The organism is Qipengyuania citrea, assembly GCF_024171405.1.
Taxonomy (GTDB): domain Bacteria; phylum Pseudomonadota; class Alphaproteobacteria; order Sphingomonadales; family Sphingomonadaceae; genus Qipengyuania; species Qipengyuania profunda.
Genome location: NZ_JALJZT010000002.1, coordinates 1,928,197 through 1,949,964 on the forward strand (window position 1 = coordinate 1,928,197; position 21,768 = coordinate 1,949,964).

The 21,768-nt window shown below is 65.0% G+C and carries 21 protein-coding genes; 9 read left to right on the forward strand and 12 right to left on the reverse strand.

Features of this window, described 5'->3' with window-relative positions:
* Positions 1–149: 149 nt before the first annotated feature.
* Together J2S32_RS10315 and J2S32_RS10320 are read left to right on the forward strand one after the other, a co-directional pair.
* The gene (locus J2S32_RS10315; protein WP_253520856.1) at positions 150–1,235 is read left to right on the forward strand and encodes a M23 family metallopeptidase; all 1,086 of its coding nucleotides are present in this window, start codon (positions 150–152) and stop codon (positions 1,233–1,235) included.
* 16 nt (positions 1,236–1,251) lie between these two features.
* Positions 1,252–1,641: a bactofilin family protein gene (locus tag J2S32_RS10320; RefSeq protein ID WP_253520860.1), complete on the forward strand. Its 390-nt coding sequence runs from the start codon at positions 1,252–1,254 to the stop codon at positions 1,639–1,641.
* Between the two features lie 64 nt (positions 1,642–1,705).
* Here J2S32_RS10320 and J2S32_RS10325 read toward each other — a convergent pair whose 3' ends face one another.
* From J2S32_RS10325 to J2S32_RS10350, 6 genes are all read right to left on the reverse strand, one after another.
* Entirely contained in the window at positions 1,706–3,379 is a 1,674-nt protein-coding gene (locus tag J2S32_RS10325; RefSeq protein WP_253520863.1) for a long-chain-fatty-acid--CoA ligase, read from the reverse strand.
* Between the two features lie 95 nt (positions 3,380–3,474).
* On the reverse strand, positions 3,475–4,200 hold the full coding sequence (locus tag J2S32_RS10330; RefSeq protein ID WP_253520866.1) for a DUF1013 domain-containing protein: 726 nt from the start codon (positions 4,198–4,200) through the stop codon (positions 3,475–3,477).
* A 104-nt stretch (positions 4,201–4,304) separates the two neighbouring features.
* Positions 4,305–5,378 carry a glycosyltransferase family 4 protein gene (locus tag J2S32_RS10335; protein ID WP_253523058.1) on the reverse strand — a complete coding sequence of 358 codons (1,074 nt, stop codon included), beginning with the start codon at positions 5,376–5,378 and terminating at the stop codon, positions 4,305–4,307.
* 5 nt (positions 5,379–5,383) lie between these two features.
* Positions 5,384–6,280, reverse strand: coding sequence for a UDP-2,3-diacylglucosamine diphosphatase (locus J2S32_RS10340; protein WP_253520869.1), 897 nt, complete (start codon positions 6,278–6,280; stop codon positions 5,384–5,386).
* A 103-nt stretch (positions 6,281–6,383) separates the two neighbouring features.
* Entirely contained in the window at positions 6,384–6,998 is a 615-nt protein-coding gene (locus J2S32_RS10345; RefSeq protein ID WP_253520873.1) for a glutathione S-transferase family protein, read from the reverse strand.
* Positions 6,991–7,977 (reverse strand): NAD(P)H-quinone oxidoreductase, encoded by a 987-nt coding sequence (locus J2S32_RS10350; protein ID WP_253520876.1) that lies wholly within the window; start codon positions 7,975–7,977, stop codon positions 6,991–6,993. The genes J2S32_RS10345 and J2S32_RS10350 overlap by 8 nt, the downstream gene beginning before the upstream one ends.
* A 134-nt stretch (positions 7,978–8,111) precedes the next feature.
* Between J2S32_RS10350 and J2S32_RS10355 the strand changes: the two genes are divergently transcribed.
* The 5 genes from J2S32_RS10355 to J2S32_RS10375 all read left to right on the forward strand — a co-directional run bounded on the left by J2S32_RS10355 (position 8,112) and on the right by J2S32_RS10375 (position 14,172).
* Entirely contained in the window at positions 8,112–8,312 is a 201-nt protein-coding gene (locus J2S32_RS10355) for a DUF1192 domain-containing protein (protein ID WP_253520881.1), read from the forward strand.
* A 128-nt stretch (positions 8,313–8,440) separates the two neighbouring features.
* Positions 8,441–10,828, forward strand: a complete 2,388-nt coding sequence (gene clpA, locus J2S32_RS10360) for an ATP-dependent Clp protease ATP-binding subunit ClpA (RefSeq protein WP_253520885.1) — start codon at positions 8,441–8,443, stop codon at positions 10,826–10,828.
* Positions 10,829–10,897: 69 nt separating this feature from the next.
* Positions 10,898–11,905, forward strand: a complete 1,008-nt coding sequence (locus tag J2S32_RS10365) for a ligase-associated DNA damage response exonuclease (protein ID WP_253520888.1) — start codon at positions 10,898–10,900, stop codon at positions 11,903–11,905.
* Between the two features lie 2 nt (positions 11,906–11,907).
* Complete coding sequence (locus tag J2S32_RS10370; RefSeq protein WP_253520891.1) at positions 11,908–13,500, forward strand: cisplatin damage response ATP-dependent DNA ligase; 1,593 nt, start codon at positions 11,908–11,910, stop codon at positions 13,498–13,500.
* Positions 13,501–13,530: 30 nt separating this feature from the next.
* Positions 13,531–14,172, forward strand: coding sequence for a YoaK family protein (locus J2S32_RS10375; RefSeq protein ID WP_253520895.1), 642 nt, complete (start codon positions 13,531–13,533; stop codon positions 14,170–14,172).
* Here J2S32_RS10375 and J2S32_RS10380 read toward each other — a convergent pair.
* Genes J2S32_RS10380 through J2S32_RS10405 form a run of 6 tightly spaced genes read right to left on the reverse strand, consistent with a single transcriptional unit; the run spans position 14,169 to position 18,743 of the window.
* Entirely contained in the window at positions 14,169–14,447 is a 279-nt protein-coding gene (locus tag J2S32_RS10380) for a DUF167 domain-containing protein (protein ID WP_253520898.1), read from the reverse strand. The two genes, J2S32_RS10375 and J2S32_RS10380, sit on opposite strands and share 4 nt — an antisense overlap.
* Positions 14,428–15,003 (reverse strand): gamma carbonic anhydrase family protein, encoded by a 576-nt coding sequence (locus J2S32_RS10385; protein WP_253520901.1) that lies wholly within the window; start codon positions 15,001–15,003, stop codon positions 14,428–14,430. The genes J2S32_RS10380 and J2S32_RS10385 overlap by 20 nt, the downstream gene beginning before the upstream one ends.
* Positions 15,000–15,557, reverse strand: coding sequence for a GNAT family N-acetyltransferase (locus J2S32_RS10390; RefSeq protein WP_253520904.1), 558 nt, complete (start codon positions 15,555–15,557; stop codon positions 15,000–15,002). The genes J2S32_RS10385 and J2S32_RS10390 overlap by 4 nt, the downstream gene beginning before the upstream one ends.
* On the reverse strand, positions 15,550–16,107 hold the full coding sequence (locus tag J2S32_RS10395; RefSeq protein ID WP_253520909.1) for a GNAT family N-acetyltransferase: 558 nt from the start codon (positions 16,105–16,107) through the stop codon (positions 15,550–15,552). The genes J2S32_RS10390 and J2S32_RS10395 overlap by 8 nt, the downstream gene beginning before the upstream one ends.
* Positions 16,100–17,098, reverse strand: a complete 999-nt coding sequence (gene hemB, locus J2S32_RS10400; RefSeq protein ID WP_253520913.1) for a porphobilinogen synthase — start codon at positions 17,096–17,098, stop codon at positions 16,100–16,102. Before hemB ends, J2S32_RS10395 begins: the two co-directional genes overlap by 8 nt.
* Before the next feature lie 37 nt (positions 17,099–17,135).
* On the reverse strand, positions 17,136–18,743 hold the full coding sequence (locus J2S32_RS10405) for a peptidoglycan DD-metalloendopeptidase family protein (protein WP_253520916.1): 1,608 nt from the start codon (positions 18,741–18,743) through the stop codon (positions 17,136–17,138).
* 201 nt (positions 18,744–18,944) lie between these two features.
* On the opposite strand from J2S32_RS10405, the gene J2S32_RS10410 reads away from it, so the two are divergent.
* Positions 18,945–21,449: a helicase-related protein gene (locus J2S32_RS10410; RefSeq protein ID WP_253520920.1), complete on the forward strand. Its 2,505-nt coding sequence runs from the start codon at positions 18,945–18,947 to the stop codon at positions 21,447–21,449.
* Between the two features lie 13 nt (positions 21,450–21,462).
* The gene (locus J2S32_RS10415; RefSeq protein ID WP_253520923.1) at positions 21,463–21,720 is read left to right on the forward strand and encodes an RNA-binding S4 domain-containing protein; all 258 of its coding nucleotides are present in this window, start codon (positions 21,463–21,465) and stop codon (positions 21,718–21,720) included.
* Positions 21,721–21,768: the final 48 nt, after the last annotated feature.

Consider the following 21,768-nt stretch of genomic DNA (forward strand, 5'->3'; position numbering starts at 1 on the left):
AACCGCGATTCGATTTCACAAGCAACCTTTGTTAGCTGTCTCAATGGGACATAAGAGACCATAAGGGACGGGTCGTTTTGAGCAATAACAATGCCAGCATTGGCTTGGGGGATCGCTTACGCAGCTGGTTTCCCGATCGCGAATTTTTCATGCGGTCGGAAGGCCAGGTTCGCTTCATCACCATTTCATCGAAGGTCCAGATGACCGCCGCGGCGGTGTCGCTAACGGCGCTGATCGTCTGGGCGGCATCGATGGCGGGCGCGGGATGGTCGCAATATCGCGCCACCGCCGACCGCCTGTCGCTGCTCGACCGCGAGGCGAAGGTCGCCACCGCGACCGAACGGGTGAACGCCTATCGCAGCGATATCGATGCAGTCGCCACCGATCTGGCCAAGCGCCAGGAGTTCATCGAGGACATGGTCGCTTCGCTGCCCGAAGACGTGAAGACCGCGGCCAGCACGAGCGATTCCGCTGGCGAGGCAAGCGAGACGATCAGCAAGGTCAGCCTATCGATCCCCGAAGCCAGCGCGCTGGCGAAGATCGAAGCACGCCAGCTGGTGTTCGTCGAGGGCCTGACCCGCTATGCCGACGCGCGCGCCCAGCGTGCCACCGTGGCGCTCAAGACGCTCGGCCTCGACCCCGCCAGCATGATGCGCAATGCCGACCACAGCGCGATGGGTGGTCCGCTCGAGAATCTCGTCACCGATGCCGATGGCGGGATCGATCCGCGCTTCGAGCGGCTTGGCCTGTCGATTGCCCGCATGGCCGCGCTCGAACGGGGTCTCGAAGGGGTCCCGCAAGTGGCGCCCGCACGCACCGACATGATTTCGAGCGGCTTCGGCTATCGCCGCGACCCGTTCACCCGCCGCGGCGCGATGCACAAGGGTCTCGATTTCCGGGGTGCCGTCGGCACGCCGATCCAGGCCGCATCGGCCGGCCGCGTCAGCTTCGTCGGCTGGAAGGGTGGTTATGGCAAGACGGTCGAGATCTCGCATGGCAACGGGCTGATGACGCGCTATGCGCATATGTCGCGGTTCGACGCCAAGCCCGGCCAGCGTGTCGCGGCGGGCGAGACAATCGGCGCGATCGGCAATACGGGTCGCTCGACCGGCGCGCACCTCCATTTCGAGGTGCGGATCAACAATCGCGCGGTGAACCCGCGTACCTTCCTGGAGACGGCTCCCAATGTTCTCGAAGAAATCCGGCGAGCTCCCCAGCTCGCCTCAGGCCAGTAATTCGGGACGCGAGCGTATGGCCAGCAAAAGCAATTCCACCTTCTCGGTCCTGGGATCGGACCTCACGATCACCGGCGACATCGAGGCGTCGGCCGATCTTCATATCGACGGGTCGGTCGAAGGTGACATCGCCTGTTCCTCGCTCGTGCAGGGCGAGGAAAGCCGCGTCAAAGGCGCGATCAAGGCCGAAACCGCTCGGCTAGCCGGAACGGTCGACGGCTCGATTACTGCGCGCGAGCTGGTCATTCTCAAGACCGCGCGAATCACCGGTGATGTCTTTTACGACGCGCTGACCATCGAACAGGGCGCGCAGGTCGAAGGCCGCTTCGCGCATCGCGACGCCAAGGCCAAGGCGCCCGGGCTGACGCAGCCGGCGACCAAGCCGGAGCTCGCCGTAGCCGGCTGAGCCAAGCCATTTCGGAGGGGAGGAGGGCCGCTTGCGCATGACGTATGCGGCCTTCTCTTTTGGGCTAGTCGAGCACTTCGGCGCGCAGCGCCTTGCGGTCGAGCTTGCCGATCATCGTCTTGGGCAGATCCTCACGGATGACTACCGCATCGGCACGCTCGTGCTTGCCCACGCGCGTATTGAGCCATTGCTTGAGCTGTTCGCCGCTCGCTTCATGGCCGGCTTTGAGCGTCACATAGGCCACCGGCATTTCGCCGTGATAGGCATCGGGACGGCCGATCACCAGCGCCTCCTTCACCGCCTCATGCTCAAGCAGGACGTCCTCGACTTGGCTCGGGAAGACCTTGAAGCCGCCGACCGCGATCATGTCCTTGATCCGGTCGACGATCTCAAGAAATCCATCGGAATCCACGGTCGCCACATCGCCCGTGCGCAGCCAAGTCTTGCCGAGATGTTCGACGAAAATGTCCTTGGACGCCTCGGGACGGTTCCAATAGCCCCGCATGACCTGCGGACCATGGAGCGCGAGTTCGCCCGGTTCGCCGTCGGGCGCGATGACTGCCGGGTCTTCCTTGTCGAGCAGCAGCACTTCGGTCTGCATGATGACCTGGCCGATGGTGCCGGGCTTGCGCATCCCTTCATAGGGATTGGCCGAGACCACCCCCGCACTCTCGGTCAGGCCATAGCCTTCGACCAGCCGGACGCCGGTGTCCGCCTCGAATTGCTCGCGCAGCGGGCCGGGCAGCGGCGCGCCACCCGAAATGCACACTTTGAGCGTCGATAAATCGGTCTTGGCGAGATCGGGATGGTCGAGCAACGCCTGGAACATCGTCGGCACGCCGGGGAATCCCGTCGCGCCATATCGCGCGATCGTCTGCAGCACCTGTCCTGCCTCGAACCGCGGGACCATGGCGATCGACGCGCCGGTCAGCACCGCGTGGTTGAGCAGCGCGGTATTGGCGAAGACATGGAAGAACGGCAGCGCGCCGAGAAAGACCTCGCCCGCCGGATTGCCGAAGGGGTTGAGCCCTGCAGTCTGCTGCGCATTGATCGACAGATTCGCATGGGTGAGCATCGCCCCCTTGGGCGTGCCGGTCGTCCCCCCGGTATATTGCAGCAGCGCGAGCCCCTGCGGATCGATTTCGGGAAGTTCGCCCGTGTTCCGTTCGCCGCTCTCCAAGAAGGCGCGCCACGGCAGGATCGATGGGCCGTAGGCTACCTGGGCGATCTTGCTGCGCGCGAGCACGCGCATCGCCAGCCCCTTGAGCGTGGGCAGCATCTGTCCCAGCGAGCTGACGACCAGCGTTTCGAGCGCGGAGCCATGCAGCACCTTTTCCGCGGTGGCGTAAAGCTCGGGCACATCGACCGTGACCAGCAGCCGCGTACCCGAATCGGCGACCTGCTGCTCGAGCTCCTCGACCGAATAGAGCGGCGAGAAATTAACCACCACGGCCCCCGCCATCATCGCCCCGTAATAGGCAGCGACATAGCTCGGGACATTGGGCAGGAAGAGCCCGACCCGGTCGCCCTCGGCAATTCCCCGCGCCCGGAGGGCATGGGCAAAGGCCTGCGCATCGCCGAGCAGCTCGCGATAGGGATAGGTGCGACCGAGGAAATGCAGCAGCGGCGCATCGGGCGAGGCCTGCGCCGTCCGCGCGAACATGGCGGGCAGCGCCAGCGCTTCGAAATGCGTATCCCATGGCACCGGGTGGTGGTTCGGCAGCTTGCTTACATCCATGTCAGTAGCATGACCTCTCTCGCTTCAAAGGCAAGCAAAAAGGCGGGAAAAGCCATAGCCTTCCCCGCCTTCCGGAATTTCATGCGCCGACAGGATCAGGCCTGGTCGGGTTCCGCAGTCTCGCCCGCGTCTTCGGCTGCGCGCTTGGCTTCGAGCCAGGCGGCGGCTTCGGCTTCCTGCACGGCTTCTGCAGCAGCCTTTTCATTGGCCTGGCGCTCGGCCCGCAGTTCCTCGATCAGCTTCTCGCGATCGCTGCCACCGGTGGTTTCGACCGGTGCGGCTTCGTCTTCGATGCCGGCCTTCTTCGCTGCCTTGGCGACGACCGCGTCGAGTTCGCGCTGCGAACACAGACCGAGCGTCACCGGGTCCTTGGGCTGGATGTTCTGGATGTTCCAGTGGCTGCGTTCACGGATCGCGGTGATCGTGTTGCGCGTGGTGCCGATCAGCTTGCCGATCTGCGCATCCGAAATCTCCGGATGGTTGCGCAGGATCCAGGCGATGCCATCGGGCTTGTCCTGGCGCTTCGAGACCGGCGTGTAGCGCGGCCCCTTGGTGCGGCTGACCGCCACCGGCGCGCGCTGCATCTTGAGCCGATAATCGTTGTCCGCCTGTCCCTTTTCGATCTCGTCCTGCGTCAACTCGCCCGAGTGGACGGGGTCGCGGCCGGTATATTTGCTGCCCGTGAGATCGTCCGCCATGGCCTGCACTTCGAGGATATGAAGGCCGCAAAACTCGGCGATCTGTTCGAACGACAGGCCGGTGTTGTCGACCAGCCAGGTGGCAGTCGCATGCGGCATCAGCGGTTTGGGTTGGTCGGCCATTGAAATGCCTTTTCTCGTCTTACGAAAATAGAAGGCCGCCCCTCGCGGGACGGCCGTTATCGTGCCGATGTAGGGGAGAGCGCCGGATTCGGCAAGCGAAAGCCTCAGGCCGCGGGAAGCTGCTCCGCCTCGAAAGCCGCGAGCCCGCTGAGGAACTGTCCCGTCGCGGCGGCCCAGCTGAAGCTTGCGCCATACCGGGCACAGGCTGCGCGGTCGCAGAAAAGTGCCGCACCGATCGCACGGGCGAGTTCCTCACCCAATGCGCCGACCGCGCTGGTCACGATATCGCGCGGTCCGGCAACCGGATAGGCGGCGACCGGAGTACCGCAGGCCAGTGCCTCGATCATGACCAGTCCGAAAGTGTCGGTCCTGCTCGGGAAGACGAAGACATCCGCCCCGGCATAGCACCCCGCCAGATCGCGCCCCGAACGCCGCCCCAGAAAGTGCGCTTGGGGATATTTCGCGCGCAGTGATGCCAGCGACGGTCCGTCGCCGACCACGACCTTGCTGCCGGGATAGTCGGCGTCGAGGAATGCCTCGACGTTCTTTTCAACCGCGACCCGACCGACATAGAGCTGGATCGGGCGCGGCAGATCGGCAAATTCGGGCGGCGGCGGCGCATCGGGCGTAAAGCAGGCGAGATCGACCCCGCGGCTCCAGCGGTGCAGCTGGGTCAGCCCATGCGCGCGCAATTCCTCGCTGATGCTCTCGGTCGCCACCAGCACGCGTTTGGCGGGACGGTGGAACCACTGGATATACCGCCAGAACCATGCGGCGGGCAGATGCGTGCGCTTGGCGAGATAGTCCGGAAACTGTGTGTGATAGGCGGTGGTGAAGCGGATATCGTGTTTTGCACAATAGCGGCGTGCCGTCATGCCGAGCGGACCCTCGGTAGCGATATGGATCGCCTCGGGCGAAAAGGCGCGCAGGCGGTTCGCCACCGCGCCCGGGACGGCCAGCGCCAGCCGGATTTCGGGATAGGTCGGACAGGGCACGCTGGCGAATTCGTCGGGCGAGACGACCAGCACATCGTGCCCCTGTTCGCGCAAGTGATCGCAAGTCGTGGTGAGCGTGCGGACGACGCCATTCATCTGTGGCAGCCATGCGTCGGTGACGATCGCAATCCGGTGCGGCGCGCTCGGCTGAACCTCGCGGATCTGGGCGCGCGCGCCGGACATCGAACTCACGCGGCCTCCGGGACCGATGGCGCGACCACCCGCTGCTCGGCTTCGCGCCGGGCAATCTCATCGGGCCAGTGGAGGATTTCCATGGTCCCGTCGAAATGCTCGACCAGCGCGTTGCAACCCTCGACCCAGTCGCCGTCGTTCCAATATTCGATCTGCTTGCCATCATGGTCGAAGGTGCGGAATTCGGCGGTATGGATATGGCCGCAGACCACGCCATCGACACCCCGTTCGGCCGCGGCACGGGCGACGACTTCCTCGTATTTCGAAATGAACTCGACCGCGTTCTTGACCTTGTGCTTGGCGGCCTTCGAGATCGACCAATAGGGCAGGCCCAGCCGCTTGCGCGCGCCGGCCACCCAATTGTTGAGCTTCATCATCACATGGTAGAGCGCGTCGCCGACGAAGGCGAGCCAGCGGTGCGCCAGCATGATGGTGTCGAATTCGTCGCCATGCAGCACCATCAGGCGGCGCCCGTCGGCAGTATCGTGGAATGCCGCGCGCATGATCTCGACTCCGCCCAGGTTCATCCCGCTGAACGGGCGGACCATTTCGTCGTGATTGCCGGGAATATAGACGATCCGCGTACCGCGCTTGGCACGCTTGAGGATGCGCCAGACGATATCGTTGTGTTCCGGGGGCCAGTAGACCTTCTTCTTCAACCGCCAGCCATCGATGATGTCGCCGACGAGATACATCGTCTCGCTATCGGTGTGGTCGAGGAAATCGATCAGCAGTTCGTGATTGCAACCCCTGGTGCCGAGATGGACGTCGCTGATCCAGATCGTGCGAAACTCGCGCCGCTTGCCGATCGTGCGTTCGGGCACGCTCGGTTTGATCGACGGAAAACTGGCGACCTTGTGGACGGCATCGAAGTCGGTGGGCAGATCATTCATGGGCCGGGCTCCCCTGATGAGTATCAGGGCCAGCCATGGCGATGGATTGTTACGAGCGATTCACATTGCCGTTACGGATCGGCGACATTGCGACACTTTGGGTTCACCCCATGGGGATGAAATCGGGAAGCTGCGACACCCGTTCGATCCAGCGTTCGACCGCCGGATAGTCGCCCAGCCCGAAGCCGCCTTCGTCCGCCACATGGGTATAGGCGAACAGCGCGATATCGGCGAGCGAGACGCTATCGCCCACAAACCAGTCGTGCCCGGCAAGATGGCCGTCCATCAGCGACAGCGCCTCGCAACCGGCGATCCGCTTGGCCATCATCTGCGCCTTCTGCTGCGGCGAAAGCTGCGCGCTCCCGATGAAATGCAGCCAGAAACGCATGGTCGCGATGTTGGGTTCGTGGCTGTATTGTTCGAAGAACATCCATCGCAGCATATCCGCCTGGTCGAAGCTGTCCTGCGGGATCAGTGCGCTGCCCGAGGCGAGATACCAGCAGGCGGCATTGCTTTCGGGCAGGAAGCGGTTGCCGATCTGCAGCACGGGGATGCGCCCGTTCGGATTGACCCGCTCGAGGAACTCGGGCGTGCGCGTTTCCCCGGCAATGATATCGTATTGCCGGGTTGCCAGCGGCAGGCCGAGCAGCGCGGCGGTGAGCTTGATCTTGTAGCAATTGCCGCTGCGCGGATCCTCGTGGAGCGTGACCTCAGTCACCGGCTACCTCGAGCACGATCTTGCCGATATGATCGCCCGCCTCCATCCGCGCATGCGCGGCACTCGCATCGGCAAGCGCGAAGGTCTGGTCCATCACCGGTGCGATCGTGCCGTCCTCGAACAGGGGCCAGGCATGGTTGTAGATCTCGTCGGCGAGCAGCGCCTTGAAATCGTCCGAGCGCGGCCGCAGCGTCGAGCCGGTCAGCGCCAGCCGCTTGCGCATGACCGTGGCCATGTTGATCTCGGCCTTGAGCCCGCCAAGCACGGCGATGGTTACATGCCGCCCGTCATCGGCCAGACATTCGATATTGCGCGCGACGTAATCGCCCGAAACCATGTCGAGCACGACGTTGACACCCTGACCGCCGGTGAAGGTCTTTACCTCCTCGACGAAGTCCTGCGTCTTGTAATTGATCGCCAGATCCGCCCCCAGATCGCGGATCGCCTGACATTTCTCTTCGCTTCCCGCGGTCGCGATCACGGTGATGTCGAAGGCCTTGGCCAGCTGGATCGCCATGGTTCCGATTCCGCTGGTGCCGCCATGGACCAGCAGCGTGTCGCCGTTCCCGGCCCAGCCGCGCTCGAACACATTGTGCCACACGGTGAACAGCGTTTCGGGGACTGCCGCGGCGGCTTCCATCGTCATCGCCTTGGGCACGCGCAAGCAATGCGCCGAATGTGCCAAGCAGTATTCCGCGTAGCCCCCGCCCGACACGAGTGCGCAGACGCGCCTGCCCAGCATTTCGGGCGGCGCGCCCTTGCCGATCGCCACGACGGTGCCCGATACTTCGAGGCCCGGGACTGGCGAGGCACCGGGCGGCGGCGGGTAATAGCCCTGCCGCTGGATCACATCGGGCCGGTTGACCCCGGCGTAAGCGACACGGATCAGCACCTGGTTCTCGCCCGGTTGGGGCACGGGCAACTGCTCGGACCGCAATACCTCGGGTCCGCCGGGCTTGTCGAAACCCGTCGCTGACATCGTTTTCGGCAAATCTGCTGCCACTCGCGCCCCCATCGCCATTGTTCCCTGCGTGTCGTCCCTGCCACGCTTGGCCGTGCAATACCGCGCTGCCCCGTTGACAGCAACCACACAGAATTGCGACATTGGTCCCAATGGATGACGATGCCCGTCCGCGCCCCCGAGGCGACGCCGCGAGCCTGCTTATGACCGAGGACCTCGGCCCCTATTCGCAGGACGAACTGGCGGTGCGGATCGCATTGCTCGAAGCCGAGATCGACCGGGTCGAGAACCACCGGAGCTCGGCCGCCGCGCATCGCAATGCCGCAGAGGCATTGTTCGGGCGAAAGGAATAGTTGGTGATGCGGGGGCTGAAAATATTGCCCTGCGCACCCATATCCGGCGAGCATACAGCATTGGCTAACCTTCGGCCCATAGGCTGTCCCGTATTCGCCCCGTGCGAATCCCATGAGAAAGACATCTGATGCCCAGCTTTGCCGCCAATCTCGAAAAGACCCTCCACGCCGCGCTTACCGATGCGGGCGAGCGCCGGCACGAATACGCGACGCTCGAGCACCTGTTGCTCGCGCTGATCGACGACGAGGATGGCGCGCAGGTCATGTCCGCCTGCGGGGTCGACCTTGGTGAGCTGACCGCGGTGGTGAAGCAGTATCTCGAACAGGAATACCAGTCGCTGCAATCGGACGAGACCGCCGACCCGCAGCCGACCGCGGGGTTCCAGCGGGTGATCCAGCGCGCAATCCTGCATGTCCAGTCGAGTGGCAAGGATACGGTGACCGGCGCCAATGTGCTGGTCGCACTGTTTTCCGAACGCGACAGCTATGCGGTCTATTTCCTCCAGCAGCAGGACATGAGCCGGCTCGATGCGGTGAGCTTCATCAGCCACGGCATCGGCAAGGGCGGCAAGCAGGTCGAAAGCCGTCCTTCGCAGGGCGCCGAAGAAGGCGAGGCTCAGAGCGAGGACAAGGCAGCCGAGAAGGGCAAGAAGGAAACCGCGCTCGACCAGTTCACCGTCAATCTCAACAAGAAGGCCGAAGATGGCCGGATCGATCCGCTGATCGGCCGCGGGCCCGAGGTCGACCGGACGGTCCAGATCCTGTGCCGTCGGAGCAAGAACAACCCGCTTTATGTCGGTGACCCCGGCGTCGGTAAAACCGCGATCGCCGAAGGTCTTGCGCGCAAGATCGTCGAAGGCGAAGTGCCCGAAGTGCTGCAGGACGCGGTGATCTATTCGCTCGACATGGGCGCGCTGCTCGCCGGGACACGCTATCGCGGCGATTTCGAGGAGCGACTGAAGCAGGTCGTGAACGAGCTCGAAGGCATGCCCGATGCAATCCTGTTCATCGACGAAATTCACACGGTCATCGGCGCGGGCGCGACCAGTGGCGGGGCAATGGACGCATCGAACCTGCTCAAGCCGGCGCTGAGCTCGGGTGCGATCCGCTGCATCGGCTCGACCACCTACAAGGAATTCCGCAACCACTTCGAAAAGGACCGCGCGCTGCTGCGCCGCTTCCAGAAGATCGATGTGAACGAGCCCACGATCGAGGACACGATCAAAATCCTCAAGGGGTTGAAGACCGCGTTCCAGGACCACCACAAGGTGACCTATACGGTCGACGCGCTCAAGACCGCGGTCGAGCTTTCGGCGCGCTACATCAATGATCGCAAGCTGCCCGACAAGGCGATCGACGTGATCGACGAGGTCGGCGCGATGCAGATGCTGGTCCCGCCCAGCCGGCGCAAGAAGAAGATCACCGCGCGCGAGATCGAGGCGGTAATCGCGACCATGGCGCGTATCCCGCCCAAATCGGTATCGAAGGACGACAAGAGGGCGCTCGAAAATCTCGACCGCGACCTGCGACGGGTCGTCTTCGGGCAGGATGCGGCGGTCAAGAAGCTATCGACCGCGATGAAGCTGTCGCGCGCGGGTCTGCGCGATCCGGACAAGCCGATCGGCTCGTTCCTGTTCAGCGGCCCGACCGGTGTCGGCAAGACCGAGGTCGCGCGCCAGCTCGCCAGCATCATGGGGATCGAGCTCAAGCGCTTCGACATGTCCGAATACATGGAACGCCACAGCGTTTCACGGCTGATCGGCGCGCCTCCGGGCTATGTCGGTTACGACCAGGGCGGCCTGCTGACCGACGCAGTCGACCAGAACCCGCACTGCGTGTTGCTGCTCGATGAGATCGAGAAAGCGCATCCCGACCTGTTCAACATCCTGCTGCAGGTCATGGATAACGGCCGGTTAACCGACCATCACGGCAAGACGGTCGATTTCCGCAACGTGGTGCTGATCATGACCACCAATGCAGGCGCGGCCGACATGGCGAGCCAGGGAATCGGCTTTGGCGACGTGTCGAAGGAAGATGCGAGCGAGGAAGCGGTGAAACGCATGTTCACCCCCGAGTTCCGCAACCGTCTCGATGCGGTGGTGCCCTTCGCCTATCTGGGCCGGGATACCGTTGCGCGCGTGGTCGACAAGTTCATTCTCCAGCTCGAACTGCAGCTGGCCGAACAGAATGTCGACATCCAGTTCGACCAGGACGCCCGCGCATGGCTGGCGGACAAGGGCTACGACCGGCTTTACGGCGCACGTCCGATGGGCCGCCTGATCCAGGAAAAGATCAAGCAGCCGCTCGCCGAGGAACTGTTGTTCGGCAAGCTGGCCGATGGCGGCGAGGTTTCGGTGACGATGAAGGACGGCAAGCCGAGCTTCGAGCTGACCCCTGCTCCGCCCAAGGCCAAGCGCAAGGCGCCGCCGCGCAAGAAAGCCGCGGAAAAGAAGGCACCGGCGAGCAAGAAACCGGCGGCCGATGCCAGCGAAAGCACCGACGAGAGCGAAGGCTGAGCGGCAGAGAAAACCACTTCGAGGGGGCGCCACCGGGAACGGTTGGCGCCCCTTTCGTTTGAATCGGGGATGGCTGCAGCCCCCTTCTCCTGGATCAAACCCGAACCGCACGGTATCCATGTCGTCCCCGCCGACTGCTGGATCGACCCAAGCCGCGCGGTCGACCGCGCCCTGGTCACGCATGGCCATGCCGATCATGCGCGCGGTGGCCATGGCCAGACCGTGGCCACCCCCACCACGCTGGCGATCATGGAGTTGCGCTACGCAACTAGGGAGGGCGCGACGCCGGTCGAATATGGTGAGACGATCAGCCTGCCCGGCGGGGTGGATGCGACCTATATCCCCGCCGGTCATGTGCTCGGCAGCGCGCAGATCCTGCTCGAGCATGCGGGCGAGCGCGTGGTGGTAACCGGCGATTACAAACGCCGATCCGATCCGACCTGCCCCCCGTTCCAGGTCACCCCGTGCGATATCTTCATCACCGAGGCGACCTTCGGGTTGCCGGTGTTTTGCCACCCGCCGATCGAGGAGGAAATGGCCAAGCTGCTCGAACGGCTCGCCGCGCATCCCGATCGCTGCGTGCTGGTTGGCGCCTATGCGCTGGGCAAGGCGCAGCGGGTAATCGCCGAACTACGCCGCGCGGGCCATATGGACCCGATCTACCTGCATGGCGCAATGGACAAGATGTGCCGGCTCTATGAAGAGCACGGGGTGGATCTGGGCGAACTGCGGCTGGTCGCGGATTACACGAAGGACGACATGCGCGGCGCGGTGGTGGTGAGCCCGCCATCGGCGCTCAACGACCGCTGGAGCCGCCGCCTGCCCGACCCGATTACGGCGATGGCGAGCGGCTGGATGCGCGTGCGCCAGCGCGCCCGGCAGCGCAATGTCGAGCTGCCGCTGGTGATTTCGGACCACGCCGACTGGGGCGAACTGACGCGCACGATCAAGGAAGTCGATGCGGCGGAAAACTGGATCACTCACGGGCGCGAAGATGCTCTGCTGCGCTGGTGCCAGCTCAACCAGCGCCGTGCACGGGCACTGGCGATGGTGGGATATGAGGATGAGGACGACTAGCGGTGGAGGAGTTTGCCGCCCTGATCGATGCTCTGGTCTACACCCGCAGCCGCAACGAGAAGCTGCGGCTGATCGCGGAATATCTGCGCGCGACGCCCGATCCGGATCGCGGCTGGGCGCTGGCTGCGCTGGCCGACGGGCTCGATTTTCCTGCAGTCAAAAGCTCCACCATCCGCAATCTGCTCAAGGACCGGGTCGATCCGGTGCTCTGGACGCTGAGCCGCGACTTCGTCGGGGATACGGCCGAAACCGCGAGCCTGCTGTGGCCCGCACCCGACCAGTCACCTTCGCCGCCCACGGTAAGCGAAGCGGTCGAACAGCTCGCCGCAATGAACCGCAAGAGCGTGCTCACCGAATTGCCCCGGCTGCTTGATCGGCTCGATCCATCGGGCCGCTATGCGCTGCTCAAACTGGCGACCGGGGGAATGCGCATCGGAGTGTCCAGCCGCCTCGCCAAGACGGCGTTTGCGCAGGCTTTCGACGTCTCGGTCGACGAGGTGGAGGAATATTGGCACGGGCTCGACGCGCCCTATGACGCTCTGTTCGGATGGGCCGCCCGCGGCGAGGCGCCGCCCGATATCGCCAATTTGCCGACCTTCCGCCCCTTCATGCTCGCACATCCGCTCGAGGAGACCACGGTTGATCTGGCGGACTATGCCGCCGAGTGGAAGTGGGACGGCATTCGCGTGCAACTGGTCCGCGCGGGCGAGGAAACCCGTGTCTACTCGCGTTCGGGCGACGACATCTCCGCGACCTTTCCCGAGCTGCTCGACGCGCTGCCCTTCCCCGCAGTGCTCGACGGCGAACTGCTGGTGCGCGGTTCGGCGCAGGGCGGCGAGGAAGGCGGAGCGGCAAGTTTCAACGCGCTGCAGCAGCGGCTGGGGCGCAAGACCGTCAGCAAGAAGATGCTGCAGGACTATCCGGCGTTCGTGCGACTCTATGACACGCTGCTGATCGAGGGCGAGGATGTGCGCACCCTCGCATGGAGCGAGCGCCGCGACCGACTCGAAGCGCTGATGACGCGGCTGCCCGACAGCCATTTCGATATCAGCAAGGTGGTGCAGGCGAGCGATTTCGAGCACCTCGCGCAGATCCGCGAAGGCAGCCGCGACGATGCGATCGAAGGCCTGATGCTCAAGCGCAAGGACAGCCCCTATATCGCCGGGCGGCGAGTCGGCTATTGGTACAAGTGGAAGCGCGACCCGCTGCTGGTCGATTGCGTGCTGATGTATGCGCAGCGCGGTTCGGGAAAAAGGTCTAGCTTCTTTTCCGATTACACCTTCGGTTGCTGGGATGGCGATCCCGACCAGGGCGCCGATCTGCTGCCCGTGGGCAAGGCCTATTCGGGCTTTACCGACGAGGAGCTGAAAAAGATCGACCGCCACGTGCGGCAGAATACGATCAACCGTTTCGGACCGGTGCGCGAAACCGAGAAGACACTGGTGTTCGAAGTCGCATTCGACAGCGTGCACGAAAGCAAACGGCACAAATCGGGCCTCGCAATGCGGTTTCCGCGCATCCACCGCATCCGTTGGGACAAGCCGCCGCATGAAGCGGATCGTATCGAGGCCCTGCGAGTGCTTATCCGGGATTGAATTCTGCGCAACAGTCCGCATGGTGCTGCGATGCAACGCTACGATCGCAGCCGCCAGAAACTCGCCGTAGGGCTGGCATTCCTCGCCGGCCAGGTCGATGCCATCGGCTTCGTCGTTGCAGGCGGCTATTTCACCTCTTTCATGTCGGGCAACACGACGCGGCTTGGCGTCGAGCTGATCGCCGATCGCGCGCTGGCGTGGATCCCGATCCTCGTCATCGCCTGCTTTATCGGGGGCGTGATCGCCGGTGCGCTGGTCGCGTTTGGCCGACAGGGACAGCACAAGCGCATTCTGCTCGCCATGGTCACCGCGGTGCTTGGAACAGCCACGCTGGCACTGGGGAATGCCCACGACATGGTCTTCCTCGCGCTCGCCGCCGCGGCGATGGGAGTCGCCAACAACGTCTTCTCGCGCGAGGGCGAGGTGACCGTCGGGGTGACTTATATGACGGGGGCGCTGGTGCGCTCAGGCCAGGGGGTGGCAGCGCGCATTCTCGGACGTCCGAGTGAAGCCATGCGCGGCTATCCCACGCTGTGGCTGGCGCTGGCGGTGGGCGCGGTATGCGGTGCCTGCCTCTATGCAGTGCACCCCCTTGTCGCCGCAGCAGCAGCGGCGGGCCTCGCGCTGCTGCTGTTCGCCTTCGCGGTCAGGATCGAGACACGCGCTGCCTAAGGATCGAGCTGGAGCACCTTTTCACGCGAAGTCGCGCCGCGCACAATCCGACAGCGTGACGTCGCGACCCCAAGAGCGCGCGCCACCAGTTTCACGACTGCGGTATTGGCAGCCCCATCGCTGGGCTTGGCGCGTACCTTTACCAGCACCCGGCCCTCTTCCACGCTGATCGCTTCGGTCCGGGCGCCGGGCGTCACACGGAGGCGTAGCTGGTCGCCGGCCACCAGGTCCCATAGCGCTGCGGGGTCGGGCAGGTCAGCCTTGGGCCGCGGCATCGACGACCGCGGCGGCGTGATGTTTGGCATTCTCGGCATAATGCGCGACGCCCATCCGCATACCGGCGATGGCGGCATCGTCGAGATCGCGCATCTTGCGCGCCGGGCGGCCGCCCCACAATTCGCGCGCGGCCATCACCTTGCCTTCGGTCAGCATGGCACCGGCGGCGAGCATTGCATCCGAACCGATCACCGCCTTGTTCATCGCAATGGCGCCCAGGCCGACGAAGCCGCGATCCTCGATGGTGCAGCCATGGACCATCGCCATATGGCCGACCAATACGTCGTCACCGATGATGAGCGGCGAACCGCCCGGGTCGCCAGGGCGCTCGGGGTCGCAATGGCATACGCTACCATCCTGGATGTTCGACCGTTCGCCGATCACGATCCGGCTGACGTCGGCGCGCAGGACGCAATTGTACCACACTGAACTGTCTGCCCCGATCTCGACATTGCCGATGATCGTGCAGCCGGGCGCGATGAAGGCGCTATCGTGGATGCGCGGCGTGTGGCCGTGGATCGGGATGATGGTGACACCAGGGCGGCTCGCGGTCATTGGCTGCTCTCCCATTGCTCTTGCGTGAGCGAATACTGGATTGTCGGATTGCCTTCAGGCGGGAAGCCCGGGTCGGTGAAGTCGAGATCCTCGCGGCGGACCATGCCGAGCTTCTGCATCAGTTTCCAGCTTCCGGCATTGGCCTCGCTGGTCAGCGCGACGACATGCGGCGCATGAATGCGGGTAAAGGCCCAGTCGAGTACCGCGCGCATCGCCTCTTCGGCATAGCCGCGCCGCCAGCGGTCCTCGCGCACCAGCCAGCCGATTTCGTGATCGCCGACATTGGGCGCCAGCGGGTTGTCGACACGCTTGATCCCGCAATGGCCGACCATTTCGCCGCTCGCCTTTTCGATCATGAACAGGAAGCTGAAGCCCTCGCGGGCATACATCGCCATCGCCTTGGCGTGCTTGGCCTCGATCTCGTGCAATTCCTTGACGCCGCCAAGCCGCGCCATCACCGACGGCGTATTGAGCAGACGATCCTGTTCGATAGCGTCGCCTTCCTCGATCGTGCGCAGGATCAACCGGTCGGTTTCGGCGATGATATCAGTCACGATGGGCTGTCCAGGATGCGCGATCGGCCGAATAGACGATGATGACCGGGTCCTCCTTGTCGAACTCCGCATTGTCGAAATCGAGATCGTCGCGGCGGCGCATTCCCAGCCGCTGCATCAACCCCCAGCTGGCCGTGTTGCGCTGAACCGTCATGGCGATCACCTCTTCCGCATCGAACCGGTCGAAGGCAAGATCGAGCGAGGCGGTAGCCGCCTCTTTCGCATAGCCCCTGCCCCAGGCGTCTTCGCGCAGCCGCCAGCCCACTTCCATCATGCCGAGCGGGCCGCCCGCCTGATTGGAACGCTTGAGACCGCAGAAACCGAGGATCGCGCCATCGCTGCGGCGCTCGACGCACCAGAAGGTGTGGCCGAGTTCGCGTTCGTAGGAGAGCAGGCGCTGCTGCGCCGCATCGCGCTTCGCACCATCGCAAACCCCTCCCAGCCAGCGCATTACGCCGGGCGTATTGGTCCCGTCCCAGAAGAGCGGCCAGTCTTCCTCACGCCAGTCGCGCAGGATCAACCGGTCGGTCTCGTGGCGGAAGTCAGCCATTGAGCAATTGGGCGGCGCGCGGCGCGTGATAGGTCAGCACGCCGCTGCATCCGGCGCGCTTGAAGGCAAGCAGCTTCTCCATCAGCAACGCATCACGGTCGCCCACCCCGGCGGCGGCGCCGACCTCGATCAGCGCATATTCCCCGCTGACCTGATAGGCGAACACCGGCACGCCGAATTCCTGCTTGGCGCGCCAGATGATGTCGAGATAGGCGAGGCCCGGCTTGACCATCACGCTGTCGGCGCCCTCGGCGATGTCGAAGGCGATTTCGCGCAGCGCCTCGTCGCCATTGGCGGGGTCCATCTGGTAGCTTTTCTTGTCGCCCTTGAGCAGGCCGCCCGAGCCCACCGCGTCGCGGAACGGACCGTAGAAGGCCGAGGCGTATTTGGCGGCATAGGCCATGATCTGGACGTTGGGATGCTGGTTCATTTCCAGCGCCATGCGGATCGCCTTCACGCGGCCATCCATCATGTCGGACGGGGCGATGATATCGGCCCCCGCAGCGGCCTGGTTGACCGCCTGATCGACCAGCACCGCTACCGTATCGTCATTGACGACATAGCCGGCCTCGTCGAGCAGCCCGTCCTGGCCGTGGCTGGTATAGGGATCGAGCGCGACATCGGTGAGGATGCCGATATCGTTGCCGCAGGCATCGCGGACCGCCTTGATCGCGCGGCACATCAGATTGTCGGGATTGAGCGCCTCGGCCCCGTCATCGCTGCGCCGATCGGGCTGCGTGTTGGGGAACAGCGCGATGCAGGGGATGCCCAGATCGACCGCCTCCTTCGCGCGTTTGGCGATGTGGTCGACCGACCAGCGCGACACGCCCGGCAGGCTGGTAACGGGTTCCTCGACCCCGGAACCATCGGTGACGAACAGCGGCCAGATCAGATCGGCGGGCGTCAGCACGGTTTCGCGGTGCATGGCGCGGCTCCACCCGCTCGAACGGGTACGGCGTAGGCGCGTGGCGGGATAGTGGGCATTGGTCATTGCAGCGCAATGCCGCAAGCGCGCGCGGGGCGCAATCTCAGCTCCGCTTGGGCGGGGCCAGCTTGTCGATTTCGCGGACCGGTTCCGTAGCGGCGACTTCGGCCGCTGTCTGTTCGAGTTCGGACAATGCCGCGCCCGGTTCGACCGTTTTGATCCGCGCCAGCGCGTCCTTGAAGCGCCGCAGTTCGACACCGGCGAGCTGCGCGCGGGTGACATACTGGACCGAGGAGGGATCGATCGCGCGCCCGTTGCGGTACATTTCGTAATGCAGATGCGGGCCGGTGGAGAGGCCGGTCGAACCAACATAGCCGATGACCTGCCCGCGCCGAACGCTCTGACCGCGATTCACCGCGACCCGGCTCATGTGGCAATAGCGCGTGTCGAGCGAGGCATCGTGACGCAGGCGCACGGCGTTACCGCAGCCGCCCATCCGCCCGGCGCCGATCACGCGTCCATCGGTGACCGCCACGATCGGGGTGCCATAGCGCGCCTTGAAATCGAGGCCCGAATGCATCCGGCGATAGCCGAGGATTGGATGGCGCCGCATGCCGAAGCGCGAGGTGGTGCGCCCCGGAACGGGGGCCATCAGCCCGCCGCGCTGTTCGCCGACACCCGAGGCTTCGTAGAATTCGCCGTCGGAGCCCCAGCGCATCAGCTGCACGCGTGGCTGTTCGCCCCGGTCGAGCCCGGCATAGAGCAATTGCCCCGCCTGCCGTTCGCCCGTGGCGGCGCGGCGATGCGCCACGACGAAATCGAACGTGTCGCCCGCGCGTATATCGCGGTCGAGATTCACATATTGGCCGAGCGTCTTGAGATAGGCCTGCACTGCACTCGCCGGGGCGCCTGCAGCGCGTGCCGAGCGATAGAGGCTGTCGCCCACCGTACCGCGAATACGCAAAGGGGTATCGTCGACACGGATGACCTTTTTGGTCAGTGACAGGTCGGCCCCTTCGTCGAACCGGCCAATATCGAGTTCGAGATCGAACCGGGCGCGGAAGGCGATCGATTCGAGCGGACGGGGGGCGCCTGGGGCAGGGCGGCGGCCGAGCACGATGTCGAACGTCGTGCCAGGCTCGAGGTCGCTCAGCGCAGTCGCGCCCGCGACCAGTTCCGCCACGCGCAGGCTGTCGTCGCGGCCCACGCCCGCACGGCGCAACATGCGTTCGAAGCTGTCGCCCTTGGCGAGTGTCGCAACCATGTCGAGCGTCGGCCGCTCGGGCGCGCCAGCGAGCGGTTCGACCAGCGCGGTCGCCCCCATATGGCGGCCGCTGTCCGCACCAAGGGCGAGCGGCAGGATCATCTGGCTGCGATATTCATCACGCACGGCATCGTCGATATGTGCGGGAGCGGCGGCTTCCAGCGGGGCGAAGCTTGGCCAGAAGGCGAGCGCCGCAGCCGTCAGGCCGACGAAGGTGCCCAGCCCGCGCAGCCATCGCTTGCTGCCGATCTCGCTACCGAGGTCGGGCGCGAGATCGAGCTTTGCAATGCGGTGCGACAGGCGTTCGCGTGCATCGGTCCAGGAAAAGGCAGGCACGGAGACGGCGGAAAGGATCTGGTCATGCGCAAGCGCGGCAGCGAGCTGGCCCGGTCCGCCAGTTGTCTGCGGCCGGTCACTCTCTTCCGAATCTGCATGGGACGTATACACGTCGCGTGTCCCTTCTATCTGGCCGCCCCGGCGGGGAAGCGAGCGGCCCGACCCGTGATGGTGGTCGTCTGCCCGCTTTGCCTGCCGAAACAAAGTAAAGAGCCGCTTAATTTGCGGCCATGCGAGTCCGGAACGGGATGAATTGAATCCTCGGCGCGGCGAGTGGTTGCCCTTGCGTTCGCGCGCTGCCACCTAGGGCGCGTGCAGGATAGCGCGATCAAGGCGGTCCTCGGACCCACCAATACCGGCAAGACGCATCTGGCGATCGAGCGCATGGTCGCGCATTCGAGCGGATGCATGGGCTTTCCGCTGCGGTTGCTCGCGCGCGAAGTCTACGACCGGGTACGTGCGATCAAGGGCGATGCGGCAGTCGCGCTGATTACCGGCGAGGAACGCGTCGAGCCCAAGGGCGCACGCTATATGTGCTGCACAGCCGAAGCCATGCCGCGCGACGGTGCGGGGGCCGCGTTCGTGGCCCTCGACGAAGCGCAGATCGGTGCCGACCGCGAGCGCGGCCATATCTTCACCGACCGGCTGCTCAACACGCGCGGCCGCGAGGAAACCATGCTGCTGGGCGCCGCCACGCTTGAGCCGCTGGTGCGGCAACTGATCCCCGAGGCCGAGATCTCCGATCGCCCCCGGTTCTCGACGCTCACGCATATCGGACCGCGCAAGCTGTCGCGGCTGCCGCCGCGCAGCGCCATCGTCGCCTTCAGCGCGGAGCAGGTTTACGCCGTGGCCGAGATGCTGCGGCGATTCCGCGGCGGCGCGGCGGTGGTGATGGGCGCACTGAGCCCCGAAACGCGCAACAAGCAGGTCGCATTGTTCCAGAATGGCGAGGTCGATTACATCGTCGCCACCGACGCCATCGGGATGGGGCTTAATCTCGATGTGAACCATGTCGCCTTCGCCGGGCTGAGCAAGTTCGACGGCGTGCGGATGCGGCGCCTGCTGCCAGCCGAAATGGCGCAGATCGCCGGGCGTGCGGGACGCCACCAGCGTGACGGGACCTTCGGCACATTGGCGGGTACGACCAAGCACGGTGCCGCGCCCGAGTTCACCGAGGAAGAGATCTACGCGATCGAGGAGCATCGTTTCGCGCCGCTCACGCATCTGTACTGGCGCGAGCCCGAGCCGCGCTTTGCCTCGCTCGCCGCACTGATCGCCGATCTCGAGGCCCCGCCCGAAGACCCCGCGCTACGGCTCGCACCGCAGGCGATCGATCTCGCCACGCTCAAGCGCCTGGCCGAAGAACCCGTGGCCGCCAATGTGCGCGGCGCCGGAATGGTGCGGCGGTTCTGGGAAGCCTGCTCGCTGCCCGACTTCCGCCAGCGCGGGCCCGATGTCCATGCGCGCTTCGTCGCGCGGCTGTGGCAGGATCTTGGCGAAGGCTATCTGGGGGCGGATTATGTCGCCGCGCGGATCAGCGAACTCGACAATATGGCCGGGGACATCGATACGCTGCAGGGGCGGATCGCGGCGATTCGCAGCTGGGCCTATATCTGCCAGCGGCCCGACTGGGTGCTGGCGCGTGACGAAATGGCGTCCCGTGCGCGGGGCGTAGAGGCCAAACTGTCGGACGCGCTCCATGCGCGGCTGACCGAGAGATTCGTAAACCGGAGGACAGCAATCCTGATGAAGTCGTTAGGGCAGGATGCAGGCATGTTGCCGATCGAGATGAGTGACGATGGCGCGGTGACGGTCGAGGGCGAGGTGCTCGGCCATGTCGCCGGGCTGCGCTTTACCGTCGATCCTTCCGCGCGGCAGGAAGACCGCCGGATGCTGCTGGCCGCAGCGGAGAAAGCGCTGCCGCGGCTGCTGGGCGAGAAAGCCGTGGCGCTGGCCGAATCGGATTTCGGCGAGGTCGAACTGACGCGCGGGGCAATCCGCTGGCGCGGACAGGAGCTGGCGAAGCTCGAGCACCGCGATGGCAGCGTGACGCCGCTGCTGGTGCCGTCACGCGAAGTGGCCGCGCTGCCCGACGCAGCGCGGGCCACGCTGCTCGCCGCGCTCGAAGGATGGCTCGCGCAGAAGCTAAGCCCGCTCGAGCCGCTCGATAAATTGCATCATGCCGCGAGCAATCCCGACGCCGGATCGCAGGCACGTGCGCTGCTGCTCAATCTCATCGCCGGGCATGGCTATGTCACCCGCGAGCAGGCGGGGATCGAGCACCTGCCCAAGGAGATGCGCCCCTTCCTGCGCAAGATCGGGGTCACTTTCGGCGCGCTCGATATTTTTGCCCCGGCACTGCTCAAGCCCGCGCCGCGCCAATTGCTCCATGCGCTCGGCCTCGACCGCCGCCCGGTGCAGGACGCGATGCTGCCAGTCATTCCCGACACGAAAAAGCTCCCTTCGGGCTACCGCCATGCCGGGAGCCAGGCGATCCGGATCGATCTGGTCGAGAAGATTCTACGCGCCGCTCACGAAACGCGCGCGAAAGCGCAAGCCAAGGATCGCAAGCGCAAATTCGTGCTCGATCTGGCATTGCCGATCTCGATTGGCCTCGAAGAAGGAAATATTTCCCGCTTGCTCGGTACTGCCGGGTTCCGGGTGCAAAAGGCCCGCCCGCTGGCCGAGGGGCAATTCGGCCCGCCGCGGCCCGACCGGTGGGAATGGCGTCCCTCGCGCCGCAAGCAGGAACGGCAGAAACCCGCGCAGCCGCGCGAAGGCAGCGCCTTCGCCGCGCTTGCAGATCTGGTCCGTTAATGGCGCGCTGCGAGTGAGGATCGACCGGCTGCTGTGCTATTTGCGCTTCGTGCGCACACGCAGTGCCGCACATCGACTCGTCGAGGAAGGCCACATCCGGCGCAATGGCGAGCGGGTCACCCGCTGTTCGCGCGACATTGCCGAGGGCGATATTCTCACGCTGCCACTTGGCGACAGGGTCCGCCTGATCGAAATCCGCACGCTGCCCGAGCGGCGTGGCCCCCCGCGTGAAGCCGAAGCCTGTTATCGGGACCTTGACCCGCAAGGATAATCCGCCCTAGCAGCGCGGGAAAGAGTATCACTTCGAGGGAATACGCTA